The sequence below is a fragment of the Jonesia quinghaiensis DSM 15701 genome, assembly GCF_000423205.1.
Classification (GTDB): Bacteria; Actinomycetota; Actinomycetes; order Actinomycetales; family Cellulomonadaceae; genus Jonesia; species Jonesia quinghaiensis.
The window spans coordinates 15,286-39,596 of sequence record NZ_AUHN01000013.1 but is presented as its reverse complement, the minus strand read 5'-3'; the positions used below and the strand labels follow the sequence as shown (position 1 = coordinate 39,596).

Genomic DNA, 24,311 nt, shown 5'->3' with positions numbered 1-24,311 from the left:
TCACCGGGGTCTCAGGCTCAGTTGGTTCCTCAGGAGTCACCGGGGTCTCAGGCTTCTCAGGTGTTTTGCACCCGCAGAATTTCTTGCCCTTCCACTTTTCTTCCCCGAAGTGTTCGTTGAAACCTTCTACCTGGACCCACTTGATGCAGGTCTCAGGAGTGAGCTTGATCCCTAGGGCGCTCCACGGGACGAATGACTTGCCTGCGTAGCTCGCAATGTCGCCCTTGGTGAGACCCCATGCATTTGGGGTGTTGCACTGTGGTGACCAGCCTGTGTAGATGCACGGGCCTTCGATGTGGAAGTTCCGGGAAAACTCAGCGTCACCTGTGGTTTTCAAAGCGTCGAGCACCGTGATGTTGATGTGAGAGGCGTCCCCAAACTTTTTACCGTTTTTGAGGCTGACACCCTGTTGTGTCAGGACGAACCCACCCACCTCATAGGTGAGAATCTCTCCTGCTGAGTTGTATGTCGCTCCGTCATCTGGTGTGGCGCTGCTTGGAAGCGCGGGAACCGTGATGAGAGCCGTTGAAAGTGCCGCTGCAGCGAGGATTCGCGCTGCGCGCATAAACCTTGTTGTCATTGTTCAATCTGCCATTTCGCACCGAGTGGGCCCACCCACTCATAACTCCGGCAACTGCACAGATATGCAGTCGCGATCTCCCCCAAGATCGCTTAATGAATACGCAGTCGATGACGCGCGAACAATGGGCCGTTGAACACCATCAGCACTGATGGAGAGAGGTCCACATGGGCAAAAAGGTGCTCCGGGAGGCCCTTAGCGGGTGAAATAGCGGGTGAAATATGTCTACAAGACTGCAATCTCGTTCATTGAGACACCAAAAGGAACTTAACGCTCATATTATCGACATCCTCATCCAGATTAAGCGGCTAATGGCAAGAGGAAAGAGATGGTGACATCTACATCGGCGTTCTCCGTCACAACTTGAGGAATTCTCACATAGTGGGATTGCTGCTTGCCGTTTTTCTCTCATTTCTGACTACTTCCTCTCGCTCATGAATAAATAACCGCCTATTTTGGGTAGAGGGAACCCACGTCACTTTTTCTCACGTGTTGGGATTTTTCTTGCTCCCCCGGTCTCTCCCCAGCCCACCCACAGCGAACGCCAAGGAAGCCTCTTTACGGTACGAACACAGTTCATCAGGCACACCACCCCGTGATTGCTGAATCCGACCCCGCGAAAGGATCACTATGAGCAACACACAACCATCAGCCCCGCCCGCTCAGAACAGACGCCGGAACATCATCATCGGCGTAATAGTCGTTGTCGTCTTGGGCCTCCTCGTCGCATTTGTTGGCCCGATCATCTACCGCGACTACATCGTTGGCGAAGCACCTGAAGCACCCACCGTCGCCACCGCATCAGCGGACCCCGCCGGTGGTGACACCACCCCAGAGAGCACTCTGACTGATGCATCGGGCGACTGGCAGGTAGGTACCGGGTCCTACGCTGGCTACCGAGTAGACGAAGTCCTCAACGGTACGGATGTCACCGTTGTAGGCCGCACAGAAGACGTCACCGGTACATTCACCGTCGCAGATCAGTCCCTCGAGTCAGGGGCTATTACCGTGGACACCGCGTCAATCACCACTGACGAAGGCCGCCGCGATGACTACTTCCGGGAAAACACACTACGCACCAGCGAATTCCCAACCGCTGAGTTCACACTCACTGAGCCCGTTGACGTCGCCGACCTTCTCGCAAACGGCGCCAGTTCCACAATGTCCGTTCCCGGTGAACTGACCGTTGCTGGTGAAACCCAACCCGTCACCGCAGAGCTTCAAGCAGCTGTTGACGGTAGCGGAGTGCAGGTAGCGGGCAGCATTCCCATTACTTTCGCTGACTTCGGTGTTGACGCGCCAGACCTTGGCTTCGTCAGCGTAGAGCCAGATGGCTCTGTTGAGTTCCTGCTCAACTTGGAGCAAGCAGCGTCCTGATACTTCACGCATGAGGGCCACACCATCACACGATGGTGTGGCCCTCATGCGTGTGGCTGTTAAGAGGCGATCTTCGCCCGAAGCTCCGGGGCGCCTTGCCCCGATTCGCCTGCTCGTTCCGGCGGATTGATCTCTAACCAGACAGCGTCCAGGGATATCCCCAGCACATCGGTGATTGCGGCAATCGTTGAAAAGGCGGGCGTTGCTACACGTCCCGATTCAATCTTCCGCAGAGTTTCAGGGGACACTCCAGCTGCTAAGGCAACGTCGAGCATCGTGCGCTCTCCTCGCGCATCACGAAGAAGCGCACCAAGGCGCTGTCCACGCTCAATGTCCAGTGGGGAAAGTGGCAACCTAACCATGCACCCAGTCTAGCGGCGGGATAGTATTACCGGGATAGTTATTGGATGTTGAAAAGAGTTTTTTGATGATTGAGATCCTCAACCCCGCCGAAATCTCCCACGCACGCACCTCAGGGGCGCTTGTTGCGAACATTTTGCATACGGTGAAAACCCGCGCCACCGTAGGTACAAACCTGCTGGAAATCGACCAGTGGGCAAAAGAAATGATCCTTGATGCTGGGGCAACATCTTGCTACGTCGACTACGCACCGTCATTTGGGAGCGGGCCTTTTGGCCACTACATCTGCACCTCAGTAAATGACGCCGTATTGCATGGGCTCCCCCACGACTACGCCTTAGTCGACGGCGACCTTGTGACTGTCGATCTCGCACTCCTCACAGGTGGCATTGCGGCGGACTCAGCATTGAGTTTCATTGTGGGTAAGCCCCGTCATGCGGATGACATTGCGATGATCGCAACCACCGAACAGGCCTTGCAGGCAGGTATCGATGCTGCTGGGCCGGGGGTGCGCATCGGCGACATTTCCTTTGCTATGGGCAGCGTGTTGCACGATGCTGGCTATCTGATAAACACCGATTTTGGTGGCCACGGTATCGGGTCAACGATGCACCAAGACCCACACGTCTCCAACATTGGCCGCCCAGGGCGCGGCTACACACTACGCCCAGGGCTGATGCTTGCCCTGGAACCGTGGATTATGGCGGACACCGATGAACTGATCACAGACGCCGACGGGTGGACGCTACGCAGCGCCACCGGGTGCCGCACCGCACACAGCGAACACACCATCGCTATCACGGAGGATGGGGCGGAAATCCTCACCCAACGACCTGAATAAATCGCCAGGGGACGGTTCGCTTACGCGTTGTTGCTTTTAGTAGGTGTTGCTTCCACGAGGTGGTTGCCATTGAACTGGTACAGGCGATCACACGCGTCAATAACCTGCGGGTCGTGGGTGGCAACGAGAACAGCGGTTCCTGAATCCGCAATTGCACGGAAATTATCGACGATGGTGCGCCCCGTTGCTTCATCGAGCGCGGCTGTTGGTTCATCCGCGATCAGGAGGGTGGGTTTGCGCACCAGCGCCCGCGCAATCGCTACTCGTTGGCGCTCCCCACCAGACAACTTCCCCACTTGGCGCCACGTGGGAATGTCCAACCCAGCAGTCTTTAGCGCTTCTTTCACTGCTGTGCCTCGTGCGGCTCGTGTGAGGCGGGGTTTATCAAATATCAGCGGCAAGGAAACGCTCTGCGCCACTGACTCGTTCGGCACAAGGCCGTAATCCTGGGAAATCCACCCAAGGAACTCCCTGCGTAGCCGGGCCACTGTTGAGGGTTTACTGTAGTCAACCAGTTCACCGGCAAGAATCACCTGTCCGTCATCGGGGCGAAGCAACCCGCCCACCATGGCAAGTAGCGTCGATTTACCGCTACCAGAAGGCCCCACGACCCCCACCATGTCGCCTGCACTAACCGTAAGATCAGCGCCCTGAACAATGAGACGTGTTTCTTTACCATCACGGAAGCTTTTACTCACGCCTGTTGCGTGAAGGACGGTACTGCTCACAATAATTACCTCAATATTCCGTGGGAATAATTGCACATGCGCCGGATAGCAACCGTTGCGGGCAGCGACGCAATAATGTGTACGGCCAACAATCCCGCGATGATGGCGCGGGTTGCGTTCTCAGTAAACGCTGGCGGGAAACCTGTCGAACCAACCCCAATATTGACCAGCAAAAACCCACCTACCGCCGGAAGCGTAAACGCGAACAGAATTTGCACATGAAAGCGCGCCTGCAAAGCGCCGTGCGATGCCCCATTGAGCCGGTCAATTCTGCATGGAAGCTTGTGAAGGCCCCAGATGCGTTGGCACAACGAGACCACCATCCCAGCAAAAACAGCAATCACAGCGACACTCAAAACAAGGTTCCACACTGAGGACGACACACGATAGAAACTCTCTTCGCCGCGAATGTCTTGGTACCCCAGCGCGTAATACACCCGCCCTGTTTCCGCTACCTGCTCAGCCAAGGTCATCTTGTCAGCAATGTTCTGGAGTTCGATCACTCCACAACGGCAGGTCACGGTGGACATGAGTTCCCCGGGGGCAAGAGTGCGTGCATCAAACACGGAATCAAACACCTCTGGGGTTACCTGATACACGGCTTTACCGCGGGTGGGGATAACGTGCCCGGTTCCTTGAATGTAAGTATCGGTGCCTGCATCGGGTGGGTCAGCCCCGACGATGACCACACCTTGCGGGTCAGGAAAATAGTTTGTCGGCGTGAGACCAAACCTATCAATTGGCCCCGCGATGGTCAGGCGGGGATCAGTGACCATCCTGTCAAGGAGTAAGGGAACCCCAGGGGCGTTGGCATCCGCAGCGCCAAACGTCAAACCGGCGTCGTCTCCACTGCCGCTCTCATCGCCATTGTCAACATTTAGGCTGGAGAGCATTGATGCTTGCGGATCAATGACGCGAAGAAACGCCAGTTCAGCTGCTGGTTGCTGCCCGTCAAGCCGTGTGGTGATGACATATTCATTCGCAAAAATCGCTAGGTACGTGCCAAGTGTCGCCATCACAAAAGTTGTCGCTCCCAGGGATAGCAACAGCCCTATTGTTCTGCTGATGTCGCTGACGAGGCGGTTAAAGAGGGAGTACATGCCCCACCTTCCGCACAGCCCTATTGGTCACCATTTTTGCTATGGCAAAGAGGTTGATCATTGCGGCACTCAATGGCAGCACAATAATGCTGATGGCTTCTGCGTGAGCTATACCGGAGAGTGGTTGTAAATAGGCATGTAAGCCACTGGAAACCACCAAGGCTATGGCAAATCCAGCCAACACGGGTTTGAGCAATGCGCTGTAAGTAGCGCGCTTCAGGTGTCGGCTGTCTCCGCCGCACACGGCAAGGGCTTCAAGGTTTTTCCGATGCGCGGCAGCATGCCCCTGCAGCACAACATAGGTGGACACCACCACTACTGTGAAGAACAGCCCCAGCACAATCAGATAACGGCCTGACATGTTACTTTCAATTGCCCGAGAAAGGTTTGAATTATCAGCAAAGGGGGTCACAGCAACAATGCTGAACCCTTGTGCTTCCATTCGACCAACAATGTGATCAATGCCGTCAGTGTCTGCAACATACTCACCAGCGAAGTAATACCTGCCGTCAATAAAGGGCTGAATATCTTGAGATACATAGGCGGCTTGCAGTGAACCGATGAGTGAAAGGCCTGAAGGTACCGGGTCGAGGACTGTGCCGTGAAAGTCCGGGCTGATACTCACCGCAACGTCATGGTCGGTGATAGGGACTGCTTCACTGACACCAACCCAACTGGCCGTTTCATTGTGAGCGAGGTCGTGAGGAAGGAGTGGCCCGCCCTGGGTGTTGAAACGTTGCTCAGGGTCGGTGATGGTGAGCACCCCTGAGTTTAGTTGCCTCTCATACGCAATGGACAGGTCAAAAAGGCTAGCGATGTCAGCAACAGGATTGTCGGCTGATCCGGGCGACGGGTCGTACAGTGCGACCACTTCAACACCGGGCCCAGAATATCCAAGCGCCGTGGCGTTTCTCCCGTATGCGGTGTGGTGGAACTGCCACCCTAGGGCGATCCACACCATGAAGAATGCACTGATGGTCAGTGCTGTCATTACCTTTCGCCCCTGCACAGCACCTCCCCTTTTTTTCGATACCCGATGCTTCACATAGTTCTCTGGGTTTTGGATTCAGCGGATGCGGTAGAGGGTTTCTGGTGCCCAGTTGGTCATGACCGTTAAACCATGGGGGGTTTGTAACGGTAACCATGTGTCGCGGAGAAACGCTTCAGCGCTGACAAAGACGCCTGAATAGTGTTGGGCTATCTGCGCCCAATCGGGGATAACGTCAATGCGGGCACCAACAGTGAGGGTGTCTCTGAGCGTGTGGCGGGTGTTGGGCGGAATGATATGTGGGAATCGGGCAACAAGATCAGCGAAGTCAGAACCCGAGTTAACGGTGTACACCGGCAATCTATCTGGCCTGTCCCACATGTCTTTCCCCCACAGCCTTCCACGGCGGCCAGCAACTTCAGCATTAACTGATTGTTTGCCGTCAATGAGATCTTCAACGATGTCGCGCGTCGTGTCTTCGACGAACAGCTCCGCACTGGTGAGTACGGACAACCGTCCAGTAGCTGGAACGAAACGCCGAGAATAAGTCAGCGGCCACGATTGAGGGCGAAGATAGTTAGGGGTTGTCCACCACTGACTTGATTCAACAGCCGGGTCCATAAGTATGAGGGAGTGTGGATTGGCGTGAACTTCACGAATTGCAGGGTCCGGTAAGACCCGTGCGCTTAAGTAGTAATCGTTCCCTAGGGTCAGATGGTCGCGGAGAATCTGTGCAAACCATTGTGCATACTTCTCCAGCAGTGGTGCTTTATCTGCAGGAACACTGAAGCCCTCACCTGCCCCGCCAAGTAACCTAGACTGTTCGCCGGCAATAATGAGGAATCTCGTTTGCCAATCGGCCTGGTTAAACCACGAATCAATCTCGTCATGTGGGGCACTGACTTCATCGTATAAAGCAAATTGAGGGCGTTGAATGTCATGGTGATCAGGAACAAGCCCCTCCAGAGCACGACGTTCCGCTAAGGGAATACCCAGCACCTCACCACGACTACACAGGTAAAGCAGCGTTTCAATCCAACCATGAAGGTGCGGAGAAAAGTCCACTGCCTCGCTATTGCTCTCGGATAGTGTCACCTACACATCAAACACCTACACGAACACGACATCAAGCAGCAGCAAAATAATACGGACTTCCCACACACAACTGCCACAGTCGAAGAGACTATCGTGGAGATTGCCCACCAGTATTTTTAGGGGGCTGGATATCCGAGAACTGTGTAACCAAATGTTCGCGCAACGGAGCACCGGTGAATATCACCGATTCGCTTGTGAACGGGTTTCGGTTTTTCTTATGCGGCTCCATGCGGCATACCAAAGAACTAGTGAGACCAGGCACAGCGCCAGCCCGATGAGTGTTTGCCGTAAACCAGCCCATGCACAGGCTGAGATCTGGGCTGGATCATCGAAGTTGGACTCGGCGGCGTAGTTGTGCTCCAGGCCGGTATAGCCCGGAACCATTCACCAAAACGCTGCCAGCACCTGAAGTACACAGCTGGATATGCGGGAACACCGGTTTCCGTTTCTATCTCCATTGCCAGCACTTCCAGAGAATCTAGGGGTAGGAGATTTCATGCAGAAGCGTAGTCAGTTATGCTTTGTGGCAAAAGGAGCGCAGATGTATTTTAAAACCTTCGTAAGCCAGCCCCGCAGAGTGGTCATTACAGCTACTTACCTTGCTCTATTTGCTCTCTCTGGAGTTCGGGCTCTGATTTATGGAACAGATCCAGTTCCGGTAGAGCTGTACTTTAATTGGGTGTTTCCAGTTCTGTTGGCGATGCAACATTCTGGATGGATTAAAGAGGATGGCCACACAGAGCAGCAGAAGTAATCGACGCGGTGTTTGCTCGCGGTCCGCATGGAGGTGCGGGATTCACTGCGTGGCCAGAACATTTGGGCAAGAAAAAGCCCTCGAATCCGAAAACGGATTCGAGGGCTGAATTCCAGTACCACGCGGTTGAGATCGAGCCGCCTACGAGAATCGAACTCGTGACCTTTTCATTACGAGTGAAACGCTCTACCGACTGAGCTAAGGCGGCTGGCTTCTCTCACACCCGGAGCGGATCACTGATGCGAGCGAAGAACCTCCATTACCTTACCGATGTTCCACGACGTAACGCAAAATCGTGATTAGTGATCACGAACACACTGGGTCGGTTTCGGGTACTGTTCCGTCCACAAAGTACGCGTCAACTGTGTCAATGATGCACTGGGTGGACTGCCCGTACGCAGTGTGGCCGTCGCCTTCACTGGTGATCAGAACACCTGATTCGAGGACCTCTGCGAGGCCTTCAGCCCACTTGTAGGGGGTTGCTGGGTCGTTGGTTGTTCCGACAACGAGGATTGGTGCGGCGCCGGGGGCTGCCATGTCGTAGTCGCTTTCCACAACATCGAACGGCCAGTTTGCGCAGCCAACCCCACCATAGGTAAATGACTCACCCATGACTGGTGCAGCGTCAACGATTTTCTGTGCTTCTTCGTCCATGCCTGCGAGGTCTTCGGTGCCGCGTGAGTCCATGCAGTTAATGGCGTTGAAAGCTTCAGTCTGGTTGGACGTGTACTCGCCGTCTTCACGCCCGAAGTACTGGTCGGAAAGGTCGAGGAGGAGTGAACCGTCATTGGTGTTCATTGCCGAGTCGAGCGCTGCGCTGAGTTGATCCCAAATCACTGGGGCGTACATGGGGTATGCAACACCGTAGAACGCTAGTGAGCGCGTGAGGACTCGACCGTCTGGGTCGTCGGTTTGCAGTGGGGTGGCTGAGATGTCATCAAGGAGTTCACTGATCTGCTCCATTGCTTCGTCTGTGGTGCCGGTCAGCGGGCAGGATTCTGGTGTGGACAGGCAGCTGTCAACGTAGAGGCGCAGCGAGCTTTCGAACCCTTGTGCTTGTTCAATGGTTTGTTCAAAGGGGGTCAGGCGTGGGTCGATAGCGCCGTCGAGCACCATGCGGCCAACGTTTTCTGGGAACAGTCCCGCGTAGGTTGCGCCGAGTTGGGTTCCGTAGGAGAACCCGAGGTAGTGGAGTTTTTCGTCACCCATGACGGAACGCAACAGGTCAACGTCGCGTGCCGAGCTGATCGTGTCAACGTGGCCGAGCAGGTCTCCAGTGTTGTCCAAGCAGGCTTGTGCGAACTTGTCGGCTTCTTCTTGGAGGATGGGGAGTGTCTTTTCGTTCACTGTGTTGACGGAGAGCGAGAGGTAACGGTCCATTTCTGGGGCGTCATAGCAGGTCACGGCACTGGAGGCGCTGACTCCGCGTGGGTCAAACCCGAGAACGTTGTAGTTTTCTAGCAGGTCCTCACCAAAGATCAGTGGCGCAACCCCTACGAGTTCCACTCCTGAACCGCCCGGGCCACCTGGGTTGATGATGACGGTGCCTTTTGCGTCACCACGTGCCTCGTACATTTGGGCGGCGATGGTGATGGTTTCGGATTCTGGGTCATTCCAGTCCATGGGGGCTGTGATATCAGCACATTGGAACGTTCCACCACCACATTGTTCCCACGCAACACTCTGCTCGTAGTAAGTCTCAAACCCTTCTTGCACAGTTCCAGCGGGCTTTCCCTGCTGGGTGGTGCTTTCCTGCTCTGTGGGTTCCGTTTGCTCTTGTGAGCATGCTGCGAGCGTGAGCGCGAGGATCGCACCCACAGCCGCTAGGCGGGGCATCGGGCGTGATGTCATGTGGTTCTCCGGGTGTTGTGGTGGGTGTAGCTGAGGTTAACGCAGTTGGATGAGCATCGCTTCGAGGGCGAGGAGTGGTGCAACGTTTCCTGCGAGCCGGGTGCGTGCTTGGCGCATCGCGTCGATGCGGTGCAACGTGTGCTCTGGGGTGCAGCGACCAGCGAGGTCGTGGACGATATCGCTAAGTTCCGTGTTCACAAAATCTGCTTGAGTACCGGTTTGTAGCAGGAGAATATCGCGGTGTAGTGACATGAGGTCGGAAATTGACCGGTCGATGACGTCTCGCTGGTGCCGCGTGGCACGGCGTTTTTGGTCATCTTCGAGGGCTTTGATTTGGCTTCGAAGCGCAGGTGGCAAGGTTTTTGCGTCTTGTGCACCAAGCGTGCGGAGGAGTTCTTCTTTTTCGGCTGCGTCGCGTTCCGCAGTGGCTTCTTGTGCTTCGTGTTGTGCGATCTCCAAGAGTTGAGCTGCCGCATACACAGCGTCGGGCACCGATGTGACCCGTGCGCCCAATCGGATGATGGAGTTGCGCCGTTCAAGTGCTTGCGGATCGCGCGCGTAACGGTGAGCAAGTCCGATGTGCGCTTGGGCTGCTGCAGCGCAGATGCGAGCTGTTCCTTCATCTACACCATCTTTCGCCATCAAGAGCTGCGCCACATCCTCCAGTGGGGGGACTCGCAGTGTGACGGAGCGACACCGTGAGCGGATGGTGACCATCACATCTTGTGGGCTGGGTGCGCACAGCAACCAGATGGTGCGCGCTGGGGGTTCTTCGATGGCTTTCAGTAACACGTTTGTGGTGCGTTCCATCATGCGGTCAGCGTCTTCGATAATGATGACCCGCCACCGCCCTTGGGAGGGGGTGCGGGTCGCTTTACCAATGAGGTCGCGGACTTCATCGATGGCGATGGTGACTTTTTCTGTGGCGACGATGGAAACATCCGGGTGGGTTCCTCGGAGCACACCCAGACATTGAGCACACACACCGCAACCATCTTGTGGGCATTGCAGGGCGGCGGCAAAGGCGCGGGCGGCGTTGGAGCGCCCTGATCCTGGTGGGCCAGTCAGGAGCCAAGCGTGGGTCATCGCCGCAGGGTCGCTAATGGCACGGCGAAGAGTGTCAACGACGTTTTGCTGCCCAACGAGGTCATCCCATACGCTCACGCGCTGCCTCCTGGTTGCCCACTGTCATTCCTGCCGCCAAGCCGTTCACCCAGTCGCGCGCTGAGGGCTAACTGAACCCGCTGCGCCACCTGTTCAATAGTGCCATCACCATCAACAACTGCCCACCGGTGAGGTTCTTCTTCAGCGAGTTGGCGGTACGTGGCGTGGGTGCGGTCGTGGAATCCTGCTCCGGCCCGTTCTAGCCGGTCGGGTGCACCCACGAGACGTGACGCGCCCACGTGGGCGGTCACATCAATAAGGATGGTGAGATCTGGCATGAGCCCGTCAACCGCCCACAGGGACAGGTCACGGATCGCTGTTGGGGTGAGTGTTCGCCCGCCGCCTTGGTAGGCGATCGATGAATCGAAGTACCGGTCGCACACAACGGTGCGGCCATCTTCTAGGGCTGGGCGCACCAGGGAGTGAACATGGTGGGCCCGGTCGGCTGCATACAGCAGAGCCTCGGCGCGAGGGCCCATGTCTTGTCCGTGGAGGACGAGTTCTCGAATGTGGCGCCCCAGGTCGGTTCCACCAGGTTCGCGGGTGAGGAGGACATCGTGCGCGTAGGTGTCGTGAAGCCATTGGGCTGCAAGCTTGGCTTGTGTGGTTTTGCCACTGCCGTCGCCGCCTTCGAAAGTGATGAAGAGGCCGGGTGTCTGGTGTTGTTCGTCGCGCACAGTCCAACCCTATCGGTTGGGGCTGAGTGTCGTTGGCATCGTAGGCTCATCCTCGTGGACACTTTTCTTCCAACTCCTGGCTACAAGTTCTCCGATCGCCTTTTTGACGCCGTGTTGTGGGACATGGATGGCACCCTCATTAGCTCCATTCACGTCACTGAGCACTGTTGGGGGCTGTGGATGCAGCACTACGGGTACCCACCTGAGCATTACCACCAGTTCCATGGCACTCCGGCACGCGCCATCGTCGAGCAACTCCTCCCCCGTGAGCAGTGGGATGAGGGTTTTCATCGCATTGTGGATATGGAAACTCATGCGACGGACGGCATCGAGTTGATGCCTGGTGCTCACGACGTGTTGGCGGCGCTGCCTCAGCAGCGGCGGGCAATTGTGACATCGTCAACACGCGGCTTGGCGCAGGTTCGTATGGCGGTCACGGGCATTGATATGGCGGTTGTGGTGACTGCAGACGATGTCACACACGGCAAGCCGAACCCTGAACCGTACTTGCGAGCAGCGCAACTGCTCGGAGTTGATCCCGCGCGTTGTGTGGTGGTGGAGGATGCTCCAACAGGGTTGGCTGCTGGCCGGGCAGCGGGGTGCGCCACCATCGCGGTACCGGGCACACACGCACTGGAGGAACTTCAGGCCGATGCCTACCTCCAGTCACTCGAAACGCTGCAGTGCGTTGTCACGGACGCTGGGGTGCTCTTCAGTGGCTCTGCCACCCCGCAGTGATCATAAGGGGTGCGGGGCGCCAGACAATGCTGTCTGGCGCCCCACCTCAGTGTAGTGGACAGGTAACCGCGGTCACTCGCCTGGGTAAACCACTCCCGCTTGAGCACGAATGTCATCCATCATGCTCATGATGTCGAGGGTCGCTTGCCATGGCATGCGTGGGCTCTCAGTTTTACCGTCGCTGATGCACCGTGCTACTTCTGCGGCTTCAAATTCGAGTCCGAGAACGTCGTCCCGCTCGTACGAGGCAACAGAACGGCTGTAGGTGATGTGCCGGAATGAGGTGGGAGCATAAAACGCACCATCAATCTCGATGCGCCCCTTCGTCCCAGCAATGGTTGCGGTAGTCGGCGTTTGCGCCCACAAGGTGGTGTTGAGGCTCGCTTGGCTGTTGTCCCCGTAGCTGAACACCATGGAGATTTGCCCATCAACCTGTGTTTGCGTCAGGACACCGCGAGCGATGATCTCTTGAGGCAAGCCCAGTACGTCGTGAGCAAATGCCACGGGGTATACGCCCAGGTCGAGGAGCGCCCCACCAGCGAGGTCAGGGTTGTAGAGGCGGTGCTCAGCGTCGAACTCAAAGGCCTGTCCGTGATCAGCGATCACGGTGACGATGTCGCCGAGCACACCAGATTCAATGATGTGCCGCACCTGAGCGATGTGTGGCAGGAAACGGGTCCACATTGCTTCCATAACAAACACACCGGCTTCGCGGGCTGCATCAAGCACCTCACGTGCTTCAGCGACATTGCGGGTGAACGCTTTTTCCACGAGTACGTGCTTGCCCGCTTTAATGGCGAGGAGTGCGTGCTCACGGTGGTGTGAGTGGGGGGTTCCTACGTAAATAGCGTCGAGGGAGTCGTCTGCAACGAGTTCTTCATAGGAGCCGTAGGCCCGGGATTCTTGGGCTGCGCTGCCAAGGTGTTCGTCAATGAATCCTTGGGCTTTTGTCACATCACGGGAAGCAACCGCAGCGATCGTTGATGCGGTACGTTGCGTCACCGCGTTGGCAAAAGTAGAGGAAATCCACCCTGCGCCAAGGATGCCCCAGCGTATTGCTGGAGCATCCTGTGGGGAGGGTGCGATGCCGGTTTTCAGGGCGGAAGGAATTGAGATGTGTTCCATTCCACTGACTCTACCTGCGCAGGTCGCGCGCTGCTACGAATCGGCCTTCTTTGTTGTGGTGCTGGTTTTCTTCGCAGCAGTTTTTGTGGCAGTTGTTTTCTTCGCGGCTGCCTTTGTCGCTGTTGTTTTTGTTGCCGTTGTCTTCTTTGCAGCAGTTTTTGTTGCAGCCGTCTTGGCGGGGGTTTTCTTTGCTGCGGTTTTTGTTGTTGCGCGTTTGACTGGAGCCTTCGCACGCTTTTCAGCGAGCAGATCAACTGCTTGTTCAAACGTTACTGACTCAACGGGCGCGTCTTTGGGGAGGGTACGGTTCGTTTTGCCGTCAGTGACGTACGGCCCGAAACGTCCATCTTTAATGACAATGGGTTTTTCACTGGTGGGATCGATGCCCAACTCACGCAGAGGTGCGCTTGCTGTTGCACCGCGCCCTCGCTTGGGTTGTTTGTAGATCTCTAGCGCTTCTTCCAACGTGATGGTGAGAAGCATTTCTTCGCTGTCGATGGTGCGTGAGTCAGTGCCCTTTTTCAGGTATGGCCCGTAGCGCCCGTTGTTCGCAGTGATTTCGGTGTCTGACTCTGGGTCAACACCGACAACACGAGGCAACGACAAAAGCCGTAGCGCTTCGTCGAGGGTGATGGTGTCCAGTGACTGGGTTTTAAACAGTGATGCGGTGCGCGGCTTGGGAAGGGCAGCTTTCGCTTTCTTTTTTGCCGCCGCACTCATCGACTCATCGAGTTCTGGTTCAGGAATGATCTCGGTGACGTAAGGACCGAATCGCCCAGCTTTAGCGACAACCTCATGCCCGCTAACCGGGTCAGTCCCAAGAACAATGTCACCGTCTTTTTGCGTAGCGAGTAGTTCGCGCGCTTTCTCAACAGTGAGTTCATCTGGGGCGATCTCGTCAGGCACTGATGCGCGTGGCGGGTTTTCACCCTCCTTAACCTCAGTGCTGAGATCTTCAATGTAAGGACCGTAACGGCCAACACGCAGAACGAGCCCTTCACCGAGCGGAACCGTGTTGATATCCCGGGCGTCAATGTCGCCTAGGTCATCTACCAGTTGCTTGAGGCCTGTTTTTTTCGCACCTTCCGCGCCAAAGTAGAACTCAGTCAACCATGACACTCGTTCAGCGTCACCAGCAGCGATCTCATCCAGGTCTGATTCCATTTGGGCCGTGAAATCGTAGTCAATGAGTTGCGAGAAGTGCTCTTCAAGAAGGCGAATAACAGCAAAGGCCACCCACGAAGGAACCAGTGCCTGACCGCGACTATTCACATACCCGCGGTCCTGGATCGTTGAAATTGTTGACGCATAGGTGGACGGGCGGCCAATACCGCGTTCCTCTAGCGCTTTAACCAACGACGCTTCAGTAAACCGTGGTGGCGGTGTTGTTGCGTGCCCATCAGCGGTGATATCTGAGGAATCCAAGGCGTCGCCCTGTGTCATCTGCGGGAGCCGGCTATCGCCGTCTTTCGCCTCGTCGTAACGCTCAACGTCACGGCCCTCTTCATATGCGGCAAGGAACCCACGGAAGGTGATGACCGTTCCCGATGCGGAGAACACTGCCTCAGCAGTTTTCCCATCAAACTGTGCCTGTGCGCCAATGCGGACTGACGCCGTTGACCCACGCGCATCAGCCATCTGGGAAGCAACTGTGCGCTTCCAAATCAGCTCATACAACCGGAACTGGTCGCCACTGAGTTCTTTGGCAACGTGAGCGGGGGTGCGGAACGTGTCACCAGCGGGACGGATCGCCTCGTGAGCTTCCTGAGCGCCCTTAGCTTTGGAGGCATAAACACGCGGTTTATCTGGAACAAACTCCGCCCCATACAGTTCAGCAGCCTGCCCACGAGCAGCAGAAACCGCTTGGCTCGACAACACCGGGGAGTCCGTACGCATGTAGGTGATGTACCCGTTTTCATACAGCGTTTGGGCTACCCGCATCGCAACTTTAGAGGACATCCGCAACTTACGTGACGCTTCTTGCTGAAGCGTAGAGGTCGTAAACGGAGCAGCCGGGCGCCGCGTGTACGGCTTGGTATCAAGTGACAACACCGTGGCGCGGGCAGAATCCAGTGATTCCGCCAAAGCGCGGGCTTGCCCCTGCGACACATGCACAACGTCGCGTGATTTCAGCTCACCGCGGTCGGTGAAGTCACGCCCAGATGCCACACGTGCACCATCCAAGTGTGTCAACCGGGCACCGAAAGAACCGCCAGCATCCGCCCCTGTTGTTGCTGTGAATGTCGCTGTGACATCCCAGTATTCCGCGGGCACAAACGCCATACGTTCGCGTTCGCGCTCCACAACCAAACGGGTCGCAACAGACTGCACGCGGCCAGCGGAAAGCCCTTGACGGACCTTGCGCCACAGCACAGGAGAAACTTCGTAACCGTACAACCGGTCGAGAATTCGACGTGTTTCCTGAGCGTCCACAAGGCGCTCATCCAACTCGCGGGTTGAGGACAGTGCCCGCTGAATCGCTTCGCGGGTGATCTCGTGGAACACCATTCGCTTGACGGGAACCTTCGGCTTCAATGCCTCAAGAAGATGCCACGCAATCGCTTCACCCTCACGGTCCTCATCAGTTGCGAGGTACAACTCATCGGCGTCCTTCAACAGGCGCCGTAATTCCGTAACTTTTTTCTTTTTATCGGAGTAAACCTCGTAGTACGGGGCGAAGCCATTGTCGACGTCGACGGCGAACTTGCCATACCCTGACTTCTTCAACTCCGCAGGTAGTTCACTGGGCTGCGGAAGGTCACGAATATGCCCGACGCTCGCCTCAACCTCGAAGTCGTCGCCAAGATAGCTGGCAATCGTGCGCGCCTTTGCTGGCGACTCCACGATGACGAGTTTGCGACCTTGGGCCATGAACTATCCTGCTTCCACTCACATGAACCGCCATAACGGCGAGAGACATTGCTGTGCCAAATATATAGTGCGACAGCGTCATTTCGGACCTTAAGGTCTGTGACGACGCCTTACGCGACGGAGTCCCTGCTACGACTGATCGCGCGCATCGTCGCCTGCCTCAGTCCTAACAGCACTGCAAACACCAACGCGCTCACAGCGACAACGCCTGCCACACTACCAACATACGCGCGCCGTTCAAGTTCATCAGTGACCACCGCCCCCGCATGAGCGTCAAGCGCTGCTCCTCCGTAGAGCCATGCAGCCACAACTCCAAAAGCCAGTGTCACCACCATGAGCATGGATAACGCAGCGATCGTCCACGGTGCGGAGTGCACGTCACGAGGGTCCCTAGCGGTGCGGGTTGCGAAAACCGTCACAAGTGCGCACCACAGCGCGGCGACAAGGATTCCAGCCACCACGTCACTTGCGCGGTGCCAGTTCCCAACCAGAGTAGACACTCCCATTACGGCGGTGTAGGCGGCGCCCGCTATGGCGACGACTGGTCGAAACCGCCGAGGAACAGCAATCAACAAAGCCATGGACGCCGCCGCCGCCACCGTGGTGTGCCCGGAAGGAAGCGAATTACCGTAATTAGCTGGAACCCCAAAGTCAGGGCGCTCAAACACAACTTTTTTCAATATCTGTGTGGTGACGTTCGCCCCACCGATCAGGACAACAACTTGGAGAGCAAGCCCCCAGCGTTTGCGGAGTAAAGCGATGACCACAATCACCACAACTGAGACTGCAACATATACAGTTGAGACGGTCTCCAAAAGTGGTTGCCCCAGGCCCCACAGGTGGTTTTTCCCGTAAGTGGACCCTTCGAAGGCGATCTGTTCAAGGCGTTGACCACGAGCGGTCGCGACGAAGACTCGCCACAACACATAGGTCGCCACTGCACAGAGCACAGCTGTGAGCAGGGCGGTGAACTGGAACCAGCGACCGTAACGCGAGGAATGCACAACCCCCACCGTAGAGCATGTCATGTTGTGCCTCGGACCATGTCAACGAGATATGACGCTCGTCTTCACCAAGGGCTTACAACCTACAATGGCGCACAGCGGATTCACAGGGTTATCAAAGGAAGATCCCTCGCTGCACACAGGGAGACCTGTCACCATATATTCATGAACGCCCACGCCCCACACCGAGAATCGTTGCCTGCCCTCACACGGGCTGACGGCACCGCCTTGCGCATTCTCGTGGTTGATGATGAACCAAATCTTTCCGAGCTCCTCACCTCGGCGTTGCGTTACGAAGGGTGGGTTGCCGCAGCTGCCCATAACGGCCAACAGGCTATCCGGTTAGCGAAAGAATTCGACCCTGACATCGTCATTCTCGACATCATGTTGCCGGACATCGATGGCATAGGTGTACTGAGCCGTATCCGGGCGTTTTCTCCTGACATTCCCGTTCTCTTCCTGACGGCGAAAGACTCTGTGCAGGACCGCGTCACCGGATTAACTGCTGGCGGTGACGACTACGTCACCAAACCTTTTAGCCTTGAAGAAGTTGTTGCCCGGTTGCGTTCTTTGCTGCGCCGCTCCGGAGCAGTAACCCCTCACGAAGACGCCACACTTGTGGTTGGTGACCTGATCCTTAATGAGGATTCCCATGAGGTATCTCGGGCTGGCGAAGAAATCAGCCTCACCGCCACTGAGTTTGAGTTATTGCGCTATCTCATGCGAAACGCCAAACGCGTTTTGCGTAAAAGCCAAATCCTGGACCACGTGTGGAGTTACGACTTTGGTGGGCACGCCAATATTTTGGAACTCTATATCTCTTACCTGCGCAAAAAGGTCGATGCCGGCCGGGCACCGATGATCCACACTGTGCGCGGCGTGGGCTACATTCTCAAACCAGCTGGCGCATCGGCGTGACTGTGCGTTCCGGGCCCCTGACCCTGCCAACACTGCGGGGGCGCCTGGTCACCATCATTGTGTCGGTGGCTCTGCTCATGGGTGTGGCAGTGGGGACAATCTCTGCTGTTGCCCTCCATTCACGTTTGACTGCTCAACTTGATGCGCAATTACTGCAGGCCAGTGAACGGGCAGGCAGGCGGCCGCCACAGTTTTCAACGGGCGATGCACTCCCCCCGCCCGGTGCTCGGATTCCGTTGGGTCAAGCAGCTGGAACAATTTCGGTGTACAGCGATGGCTCTGGCTTGTTGGATGCTGGATTTGTTGATGCGAATGGTGACTACCAGACGCTCACCTCAGATCAGGTCGCCGAACTTTTTGAAGTTCCCCGCGACGGCTCGGTGTATACGGTATCCGTGGCTGAAATTGGTTCTGTTCGTGCCGTGTGGGCGAGCCAACCCACGGGTGAGGAAACAGTGACAGCTATCCCTCGGGAAAGCGTGACCCGGCAAGTGTCGAGTTTTGTGAGTTTTGAGGTTGTCATTGTGGTCCTTGCGGCCGGTGCGGCTGCGCTGGTGGCGTGGCAGTTAGTGTCACGTGAGGTGCGGCCACTCGATAAGGTCGCCCAAGCCGCCACTGCGATTTCTCAGCGCCCACTAGCTGAGGGGGACGTCAGTGGTTTAGGTCAGGTTGATGAGTCAGTCATGACGGGCACTCGTGAAGTTGTTGCCGTCGGTAGCGCTTTTAATACGATGGTTGCCCACGTGGAAAAGGCGTTATCTCAGCGGCACCGATCCGAAACTCGCCTCAGCCAGTTTGTTGCTGACGCCTCGCATGAATTACGTACCCCGCTGGCTTCTGTTCGGGGGTACGCAGAGTTGCTGACACGGCATGATGAAGGGCTGCCACCCGATGTTGCGGATCATCTACAACGCATTCACCGCCAGTCACAACACATGACCTCGTTGGTGGAGAATCTGCTACTGCTGGCTCGCCTGGATGCGGACCCTGAGGTGGCCCGACAACCAGTGGATGCCACATCTGTGCTGATGGAATGCATCCGGGATGCGCACATGGCGGGGCGGGATCACGTGTGGCAACTCTCGGTTCCAGACTCACCAGTGGTGGTGTTGGGCGACGCCACCCGGCTCACCCAAATCGTGTCGAATATTCTGACAAACGCACGCGTTCACACTCCCGCTGGCACCACTGTGGACGTTTCTTTGACGCAGGAAGACAATCATGGCGTGCTGACGATCTCCGATGACGGGCCAGGAATGGACCCCGATTTCGCGCATCGAGCATTTGATCGTTTTGCTCGCGCTGACACAGCGCGCTCACCTAGTGGATCTACCGGTTTAGGTTTAGCTATTGTTCACGCCTTAACGCAGAGCCTTGGCGGGGATATCTCGGTGCAGTCTAGTGAAGCGGGAACAACGTTTGTTCTGAAACTTGATGCCGCACCAGCACCAGACAGTTCACACGCTGAGCCGGTACCCCCGTTTGATGACGGTGGAGACCAGCCGGGAGTCGGGTAACGCTGACCTCAGCCGGGAGATCGCAACATCTAGTGCGTGGTCTCCTTGCCCGATGCCCAGTAGCGCAGCGAGTTGGGCGCGGGTGACCACTGTTCCGGGTTGTGCTGCTAAGGCGCGCAGCACCACTCGTTGAGAGTCCGTGAGTTCCACGTTGACCCCGTCGAGGGTGATTCGGGTTCCTTGCAAGTACAGGTCACCTTGGGTTGTGCGAATGGGGGTGTCCGCTTGTTCCCGCAGGAACTCAACTATTTGACGGATCATCGCGCCCATTCGGAACCGTTCCGGGACAAGTGGATCAACTCCCGCAGCGATGAGTGGGGTCGCGGTGACTGGCCCTACTGCTGCCACTTTTGTGACGGTGGTGAGTTGTCGAAGCACGTGTGACGTGCAGGATTGCTCCGCAGCATAGGAGAAGAACGCGTCAACAACCGGTGCGGCTGTAAAGGTTAACACGTCGATGGTTCCGTTGAGGAGTGCCGTCAGGAGTTGTTCACGCCGTTCGGTGTTGTCATCAGCTTGAGCCCACCGGTAGGGGGTCACTGTCATCAGTGTTGCCCCAGCCATACGGAGTCGGGCTAACGCTGTGAGGTCGTCGTGACCGTGAAGTTGGACAACAACTTTCTGGCCGGTTAGCCCTGCTGTGGCGAGTTGGTCAGCCAGTGTGATGAGCCGTTCGTCAGGTGACACCCCGCAATCGTCAAAGCCCAGGGCGCGCACGGCGCCGCGTGCTTTGGGGCCGCGCACGTAGATGTTGGTGGCGCGCAGTGTGTCTTCTAGCGCTTCTCCCAGCCCGGCTGCGTCTGCTGTTTCAATCCAGCGGCGGAACCCATAGGCCGTGGTGACGATCAGGATTTCTGGGGCGAACGCAATGATGTTGCGGGTTTCTTCGATGAGTTCTTCGTCTTCATCCTTTGGCGCGATTTTCAGAAACGGTGCGTGGAGAACCGAAGCCCCTCGGCGTTCAAACGCGTCGAGAAGGTCTGCGGACCTCCGGTCTGAGGTTACTGCTATTCGGAACCCGGTCAATGGCGCATCAGTCACACGATTCCCCTTGCGCTGGCATGTGTGGCGTGCTGTGTCATCTGGCAGTCTAGATCAGGCTCTGGCACCGGCAACTGCGGATCCATGGCCGCAACCCATTGAGGCATCGCATGAACAACCTCACCGACAACAATGACCGCCGGCGAGGCGCACCCCCGGCGGTGCGCCTCAAGCACGAGGTCACGGAGCGGAGCACGTGTAGTGCGTTGAGATGCGCGGAAGCCGCGCTCAATAATGGCTGCCGGGGTGTCTGGGGATAATCCGTGCCGCAGTAAACCAGCGATAGTGTGCCCTAATGTTCCCATCCCCATCAAAACAACGAGTGTGGTGTCGAGCCCTGCCAGGTGGCGTAGTTGGTCTTCGCTCGCAGGAACGTGCCCGGACATTACCGTAAATGTGTGGCTAATTCCCCGGTGCGTGACGGGAATACCCACGGATTGTGGCACCGAAATAGCTGAACTTATGCCAGGGATAATCTCAACGGATATTCCCGCAGCTGTCAGTGCGTTGACTTCTTCACCACCACGACCAAAGACAAACGGGTCACCTCCTTTGAGGCGGGCAACTTGGCGTCCGGCACGAGCATGGTCAATGAGTAGCGCATTGATAGCTTCTTGTGGAACCCGGTGATAGCCGGGCAGTTTCCCCACATCAATGAGTTCAGCATGTGGGGAAAGTTCCCGGAGTTCTTCGGTGGGGCCTAGGCGGTCGAAGCACACCACATCGGCCTGCGCTAACCGGCGCGCCGCCCGTACGGTGAGCAGATCAGCGGGGCCGGGCCCGCCTCCAATCAGTGACACTGCCCCCATCATGGTGTGACCTCCTGCCCGATGCTGCGCTCGGGAGCGCCAGTGGGGATAGTTGCCCCCAAGCTCACTGGCGCGTGTGGGCGACGTTGACCGCGCTCTTCGTCATACGCGAGGGTGGGGTCTGGTGCTGGGGTGTTCACAAAGGAGGAGAACCGGCGCAACCGTTCTGGGTCCTTGAGAGTTGCGGCCCATTCGTCTTCATAGTTGTCCACGTGCTCAGCCATCGCTGCTTCGAGGTCATCACCAATACCTAGACAGTCATTGACCACCACGTCGATCACCCGATCAATACCGCCGTCCAGTTCCTCGAGCCAGCGCGCAGTGCGTTGTAGGCGGTCAGCTGTGCGGATGTAGTACATCAAGAACCGGTCGATGTACCGAATCAGGGTCTCGTCATCAACTTCTTTAGCAAGCAACTGGGCGTACGCTGGGGTTGCACCGCCGTTGCCAGCGACATACAAGTTCCAGCCGTTTGCTGTGGCGATAACACCGACGTCTTTTCCGCGGGCTTCCGCGCATTCACGGGCACACCCGGACACTCCCATTTTGAATTTGTGGGGGGCTCGCAGCCCGCGGTAGCGCAGTTCTATGCCGATTCCCATGCCGACTGAGTCGAGCATTCCGTAGCGGCACCAGCTTGATCCCACGCAGGTTTTGACGTTACGTAGTGATTTTCCGTAGGCCTGCCCGGATTCGAACCCGGCGTCAACGAGTTCCCGCCAGATCTCGGGTAGTTGGTCGAGGCGGGCACCAAACATGTCGATGCGTAGCCCACCGGTGAGTTTGGTGTATAGGTCGTATTTTTTGGCGACTGAGGCGATCACAGCGAGTTTGTCTGGTGTGATTTCTCCGCCGGGGATGCGTGGCACGACGGAGTAGGTGCCGTCTTTTTGCATGTTGGCTAGGGCTCGGTCGTTGGTGTCTTGGAATCCGCCGAGGCCGTTGTCGAGCGGGTGGGTGTGGGTAAGTGTTGACAGGATGGAGGCGATTGCTGGTTTACAGATGTCGCATCCTGCGCCGGTGCCGAACCGGGCCATGATCTCTTGCCAGGTGACTAGGCCTGTGAGTTGCACTGCTTCAAAGAGTTGTGCGCGGGACATGTCGATGTGTTCGCACATCGCTTGTGATACTTCAACACCAGCGTTGGTGAGTTCTGTTTCGAGGAGTTTTTTGAGCATGGGCACACATGAGCCACATTGGGTTCCGGCTTTGGTGCATGCTTTGAGGGGCGCGAGTTCTTGGACGGGGTTTTGCCCTTCGCAGGTGCCGCACCCGCCGATTGCGTCGCGTATGGTTCCGGCGGTGACGTTGTTGCAGGAGCACAGGATCGCGTCGTCGGGGAGGTCGGAGTCTGGGAGGTCGGCGCCTCCTGCTGCGGTGAGGTATGCGCCAGGTTCTGCGGGCAGTTCTCGCCCGAGGAGGGGGCGTAGCGCTGTGTAGGGTTCTGCGTCGCCAACGAATACTCCGCCGAGCAGTGTTGTGGTGTCGCCGGAGACCACGATTTTTTGGTAGACGCCTCGTGCTGGGTCGGCGTACACCACTTCGAGGGCGCCTGGGGTTGTTGCGAATGCGTCGCCGAAGCTCGCTACGTCAACGCCGGACAGTTTCAGTTTAGTTGCGGTGTCGAACCCGTCGAAGGCGGCTTGGCCGCCGCTGAGGCGGTCGGCAACGATCTCAGCCATGGCGTTTGCTGGGGCGACGAGGCCTACGCATCGGCCATCGAAGCAGGCGACTTCTCCGATGGCCCACACGTGCGGGACGCTGGTGGCGCAACTGGCATCGATCATCACTCCCCCGCGTTGTCCGAGGGCAAAAACTTCTGTGCCTGCGCGTTCGTTGGCGTTGCGGGCAAGCTCGTCTCGAGGGCGAACACCAATAGCAGTGATAACAATGTCTGCAGGGATGTCACGGTCATCAGCCATACGCACACCGGTCACTGTGGTCTTCGCGGTGTCTGCTGCGTTGGGGGTTTCCTGGGTGGGGTGTGTGAGCACTTGGGCTGGGTACACCCCGGAGTGCACGGTGATGCCGCAGGAATCGATGAGGCGCCCCAAGGCTTGACCGGCTCCCTGGTCGAGTTGGTGGGACATGAGCCAGCGTCCGCCGTCAATGACGTGCGCGTCGGCACCGAGTGCGATGGCGCCAGCTGCGGCTTCTAGGCCAAGGAGTCCACCACCGATGGTGACAACGCGCGGCGGTGTGCCCGTTGCTGCGTGCTGGGTGATGAGGCGGTTGAGTTCCCACACATCGTCAAGGGTGCGGTACACCAGAGAGTGTTGCGCCCCTGGGATGGGAAGCGTTGCCGCGTTGGAACCTGTGGCGAGGACTAGTTCGTCGTAGGGCAGGTTCTCGCCGGTGGCGAGAATAACGTGCTGTGTGGCGGTGTCGAGACCAACCACACGGGCTCCGGTGCGCAGAGTCACGGCGTCGTTGTGCCAGACGGAATCGGTGAGGGTGAGTTCGGCAAGCGGATCAATGAACGCTTTACTCAGTGCCACCCGGTCGTATGGGGTGTGTTGTTCCTCGCTGAGCACAGTGACGGTTGTCCCTGGCAGGTTGCGCTCTCCCATCGCTTCGGCGAAACGGTGGGCAGCTGGCCCCCCTCCGATGACGACGATTCGGCGTTGGTTGTCCATGGTCACTCCGCTTCCTGGCTAGCCCTGATGTGCTGTCCTGTGGTGCCAGCCTAGGCGCGCAGATTTGCTCCTCAGTTACCTCACCATTTCGGGAGGGAAACGTTCTCTATGGTCTTGTCGCACACGCATGTGAGGTG

Annotated in this window: 20 protein-coding genes, 1 tRNA gene and 1 pseudogene; 6 read left to right on the top strand and 16 right to left on the bottom strand. The window is 57.2% G+C overall.

The features are described from left to right. Positions 1–580 (bottom strand): annotated as a pseudogene (locus G538_RS0112395) (hypothetical protein); the annotation flags it as partial. Between the two features lie 630 nt (positions 581–1,210). Between G538_RS0112395 and G538_RS0112390 the strand changes: the two are divergent. Beyond that, positions 1,211–1,957: a YceI family protein gene (locus G538_RS0112390; RefSeq protein WP_051197144.1), complete on the top strand. Its 747-nt coding sequence runs from the start codon at positions 1,211–1,213 to the stop codon at positions 1,955–1,957. 59 nt (positions 1,958–2,016) lie between these two features. Here G538_RS0112390 and G538_RS0112385 read toward each other — a convergent pair whose 3' ends face one another. Continuing rightward, positions 2,017–2,319 (bottom strand): helix-turn-helix domain-containing protein, encoded by a 303-nt coding sequence (locus tag G538_RS0112385; protein WP_029069551.1) that lies wholly within the window; start codon positions 2,317–2,319, stop codon positions 2,017–2,019. A 65-nt stretch (positions 2,320–2,384) separates the two neighbouring features. On the opposite strand from G538_RS0112385, the gene map reads away from it, so the two are divergent. Continuing rightward, complete coding sequence (map, locus tag G538_RS0112380) at positions 2,385–3,158, top strand: type I methionyl aminopeptidase (RefSeq protein WP_029069550.1); 774 nt, start codon at positions 2,385–2,387, stop codon at positions 3,156–3,158. Between the two features lie 20 nt (positions 3,159–3,178). On the opposite strand, the gene G538_RS16740 is transcribed toward map, so the two are convergent. From G538_RS16740 to G538_RS0112360, 4 genes are all read right to left on the bottom strand, one after another. Continuing rightward, the gene (locus tag G538_RS16740) at positions 3,179–3,886 is read right to left on the bottom strand and encodes an ABC transporter ATP-binding protein (RefSeq protein WP_035834321.1); all 708 of its coding nucleotides are present in this window, start codon (positions 3,884–3,886) and stop codon (positions 3,179–3,181) included. A gap of 5 nt (positions 3,887–3,891) precedes the next feature. Continuing rightward, a complete protein-coding gene (locus G538_RS16735) occupies positions 3,892–4,986 on the bottom strand; it encodes a hypothetical protein (RefSeq protein ID WP_035834320.1) in 1,095 nt (364 codons plus the stop codon). Further along, on the bottom strand, positions 4,970–5,977 hold the full coding sequence (locus G538_RS0112365; protein WP_029069549.1) for a hypothetical protein: 1,008 nt from the start codon (positions 5,975–5,977) through the stop codon (positions 4,970–4,972). The genes G538_RS16735 and G538_RS0112365 overlap by 17 nt, the downstream gene beginning before the upstream one ends. A 75-nt stretch (positions 5,978–6,052) precedes the next feature. Further along, on the bottom strand, positions 6,053–7,069 hold the full coding sequence (locus G538_RS0112360; RefSeq protein ID WP_157544495.1) for a hypothetical protein: 1,017 nt from the start codon (positions 7,067–7,069) through the stop codon (positions 6,053–6,055). 496 nt (positions 7,070–7,565) lie between these two features. Between G538_RS0112360 and G538_RS0112355 the strand changes: the two genes are divergently transcribed. Next, positions 7,566–7,823, top strand: a complete 258-nt coding sequence (locus G538_RS0112355; RefSeq protein ID WP_029069547.1) for a hypothetical protein — start codon at positions 7,566–7,568, stop codon at positions 7,821–7,823. Positions 7,824–7,958: 135 nt separating this feature from the next. Here the strand turns inward: G538_RS0112355 and G538_RS0112350 are convergent. From G538_RS0112350 to tmk, 4 genes are all read right to left on the bottom strand, one after another. Further along, positions 7,959–8,031 (bottom strand) — tRNA-Thr (locus G538_RS0112350). A gap of 98 nt (positions 8,032–8,129) precedes the next feature. Beyond that, on the bottom strand, positions 8,130–9,674 hold the full coding sequence (locus G538_RS0112345; RefSeq protein WP_029069546.1) for an alpha/beta hydrolase: 1,545 nt from the start codon (positions 9,672–9,674) through the stop codon (positions 8,130–8,132). 36 nt (positions 9,675–9,710) lie between these two features. After that, entirely contained in the window at positions 9,711–10,838 is a 1,128-nt protein-coding gene (locus G538_RS0112340) for a DNA polymerase III subunit delta' (RefSeq protein WP_029069545.1), read from the bottom strand. Then, positions 10,835–11,515, bottom strand: coding sequence for a dTMP kinase (gene tmk, locus G538_RS0112335; protein ID WP_029069544.1), 681 nt, complete (start codon positions 11,513–11,515; stop codon positions 10,835–10,837). Before tmk ends, G538_RS0112340 begins: the two co-directional genes overlap by 4 nt. A gap of 54 nt (positions 11,516–11,569) precedes the next feature. Here tmk and G538_RS0112330 point away from each other — a divergent pair, with 54 nt between their 5' ends. Continuing rightward, entirely contained in the window at positions 11,570–12,253 is a 684-nt protein-coding gene (locus G538_RS0112330) for an HAD family hydrolase (RefSeq protein WP_245566865.1), read from the top strand. Positions 12,254–12,325: 72 nt separating this feature from the next. Here G538_RS0112330 and G538_RS0112325 read toward each other — a convergent pair whose 3' ends face one another. The 3 genes from G538_RS0112325 to G538_RS0112315 all read right to left on the bottom strand — a co-directional run bounded on the left by G538_RS0112325 (position 12,326) and on the right by G538_RS0112315 (position 17,253). Further along, positions 12,326–13,378: a Gfo/Idh/MocA family protein gene (locus G538_RS0112325; RefSeq protein WP_051197142.1), complete on the bottom strand. Its 1,053-nt coding sequence runs from the start codon at positions 13,376–13,378 to the stop codon at positions 12,326–12,328. Between the two features lie 33 nt (positions 13,379–13,411). Next, positions 13,412–16,249 carry a type I DNA topoisomerase gene (gene topA / locus G538_RS0112320; protein WP_029069541.1) on the bottom strand — a complete coding sequence of 946 codons (2,838 nt, stop codon included), beginning with the start codon at positions 16,247–16,249 and terminating at the stop codon, positions 13,412–13,414. Between the two features lie 110 nt (positions 16,250–16,359). After that, positions 16,360–17,253 carry a phosphatase PAP2 family protein gene (locus G538_RS0112315; protein WP_169514127.1) on the bottom strand — a complete coding sequence of 298 codons (894 nt, stop codon included), beginning with the start codon at positions 17,251–17,253 and terminating at the stop codon, positions 16,360–16,362. A gap of 165 nt (positions 17,254–17,418) precedes the next feature. Between G538_RS0112315 and G538_RS0112310 the strand changes: the two genes are divergently transcribed. Both G538_RS0112310 and G538_RS16730 read left to right on the top strand, forming a co-directional pair. Next, positions 17,419–18,171: a response regulator transcription factor gene (locus G538_RS0112310; RefSeq protein WP_029069539.1), complete on the top strand. Its 753-nt coding sequence runs from the start codon at positions 17,419–17,421 to the stop codon at positions 18,169–18,171. Beyond that, positions 18,168–19,688, top strand: coding sequence for a sensor histidine kinase (locus G538_RS16730; protein ID WP_051197137.1), 1,521 nt, complete (start codon positions 18,168–18,170; stop codon positions 19,686–19,688). The genes G538_RS0112310 and G538_RS16730 overlap by 4 nt, the downstream gene beginning before the upstream one ends. Here the strand turns inward: G538_RS16730 and G538_RS16725 are convergent. The 3 genes from G538_RS16725 to nirB are packed head-to-tail and all read right to left on the bottom strand — an operon-like array spanning position 19,629 to position 24,174. Continuing rightward, complete coding sequence (locus G538_RS16725; RefSeq protein WP_035834319.1) at positions 19,629–20,729, bottom strand: uroporphyrinogen-III synthase; 1,101 nt, start codon at positions 20,727–20,729, stop codon at positions 19,629–19,631. The two genes, G538_RS16730 and G538_RS16725, sit on opposite strands and share 60 nt — an antisense overlap. Then, positions 20,726–21,541, bottom strand: coding sequence for a uroporphyrinogen-III C-methyltransferase (gene cobA / locus G538_RS16720; RefSeq protein WP_084618408.1), 816 nt, complete (start codon positions 21,539–21,541; stop codon positions 20,726–20,728). The genes G538_RS16725 and cobA overlap by 4 nt, the downstream gene beginning before the upstream one ends. Then, complete coding sequence (gene nirB, locus G538_RS0112290; protein ID WP_029069538.1) at positions 21,538–24,174, bottom strand: nitrite reductase large subunit NirB; 2,637 nt, start codon at positions 24,172–24,174, stop codon at positions 21,538–21,540. Before nirB ends, cobA begins: the two co-directional genes overlap by 4 nt. Positions 24,175–24,311: the final 137 nt, after the last annotated feature.

What these genes read in the sequence shown, in the direction of transcription:
- G538_RS0112310 (WP_029069539.1), top strand. Translation starts at nt 17,419, where the DNA reads ATGAACGCCCACGCCCCACACCGAGAATCGTTGCCTGCCCTCACACGG.
- nirB (WP_029069538.1), bottom strand. Translation starts at nt 24,174, where the DNA reads ATGGACAACCAACGCCGAATCGTCGTCATCGGAGGGGGGCCAGCTGCC.
- map (WP_029069550.1), top strand. Translation starts at nt 2,385, where the DNA reads ATGATTGAGATCCTCAACCCCGCCGAAATCTCCCACGCACGCACCTCA.
- G538_RS0112345 (WP_029069546.1), bottom strand. Translation starts at nt 9,674, where the DNA reads ATGACATCACGCCCGATGCCCCGCCTAGCGGCTGTGGGTGCGATCCTC.
- cobA (WP_084618408.1), bottom strand. Translation starts at nt 21,541, where the DNA reads ATGATGGGGGCAGTGTCACTGATTGGAGGCGGGCCCGGCCCCGCTGAT.
- G538_RS0112355 (WP_029069547.1), top strand. Translation starts at nt 7,566, where the DNA reads ATGCAGAAGCGTAGTCAGTTATGCTTTGTGGCAAAAGGAGCGCAGATG.
- G538_RS0112365 (WP_029069549.1), bottom strand. Translation starts at nt 5,977, where the DNA reads ATGACAGCACTGACCATCAGTGCATTCTTCATGGTGTGGATCGCCCTA.
- G538_RS0112390 (WP_051197144.1), top strand. Translation starts at nt 1,211, where the DNA reads ATGAGCAACACACAACCATCAGCCCCGCCCGCTCAGAACAGACGCCGG.
- topA (WP_029069541.1), bottom strand. Translation starts at nt 16,249, where the DNA reads ATGGCCCAAGGTCGCAAACTCGTCATCGTGGAGTCGCCAGCAAAGGCG.
- G538_RS0112385 (WP_029069551.1), bottom strand. Translation starts at nt 2,319, where the DNA reads ATGGTTAGGTTGCCACTTTCCCCACTGGACATTGAGCGTGGACAGCGC.
- G538_RS0112325 (WP_051197142.1), bottom strand. Translation starts at nt 13,378, where the DNA reads ATGGAACACATCTCAATTCCTTCCGCCCTGAAAACCGGCATCGCACCC.
- G538_RS16735 (WP_035834320.1), bottom strand. Translation starts at nt 4,986, where the DNA reads ATGTACTCCCTCTTTAACCGCCTCGTCAGCGACATCAGCAGAACAATA.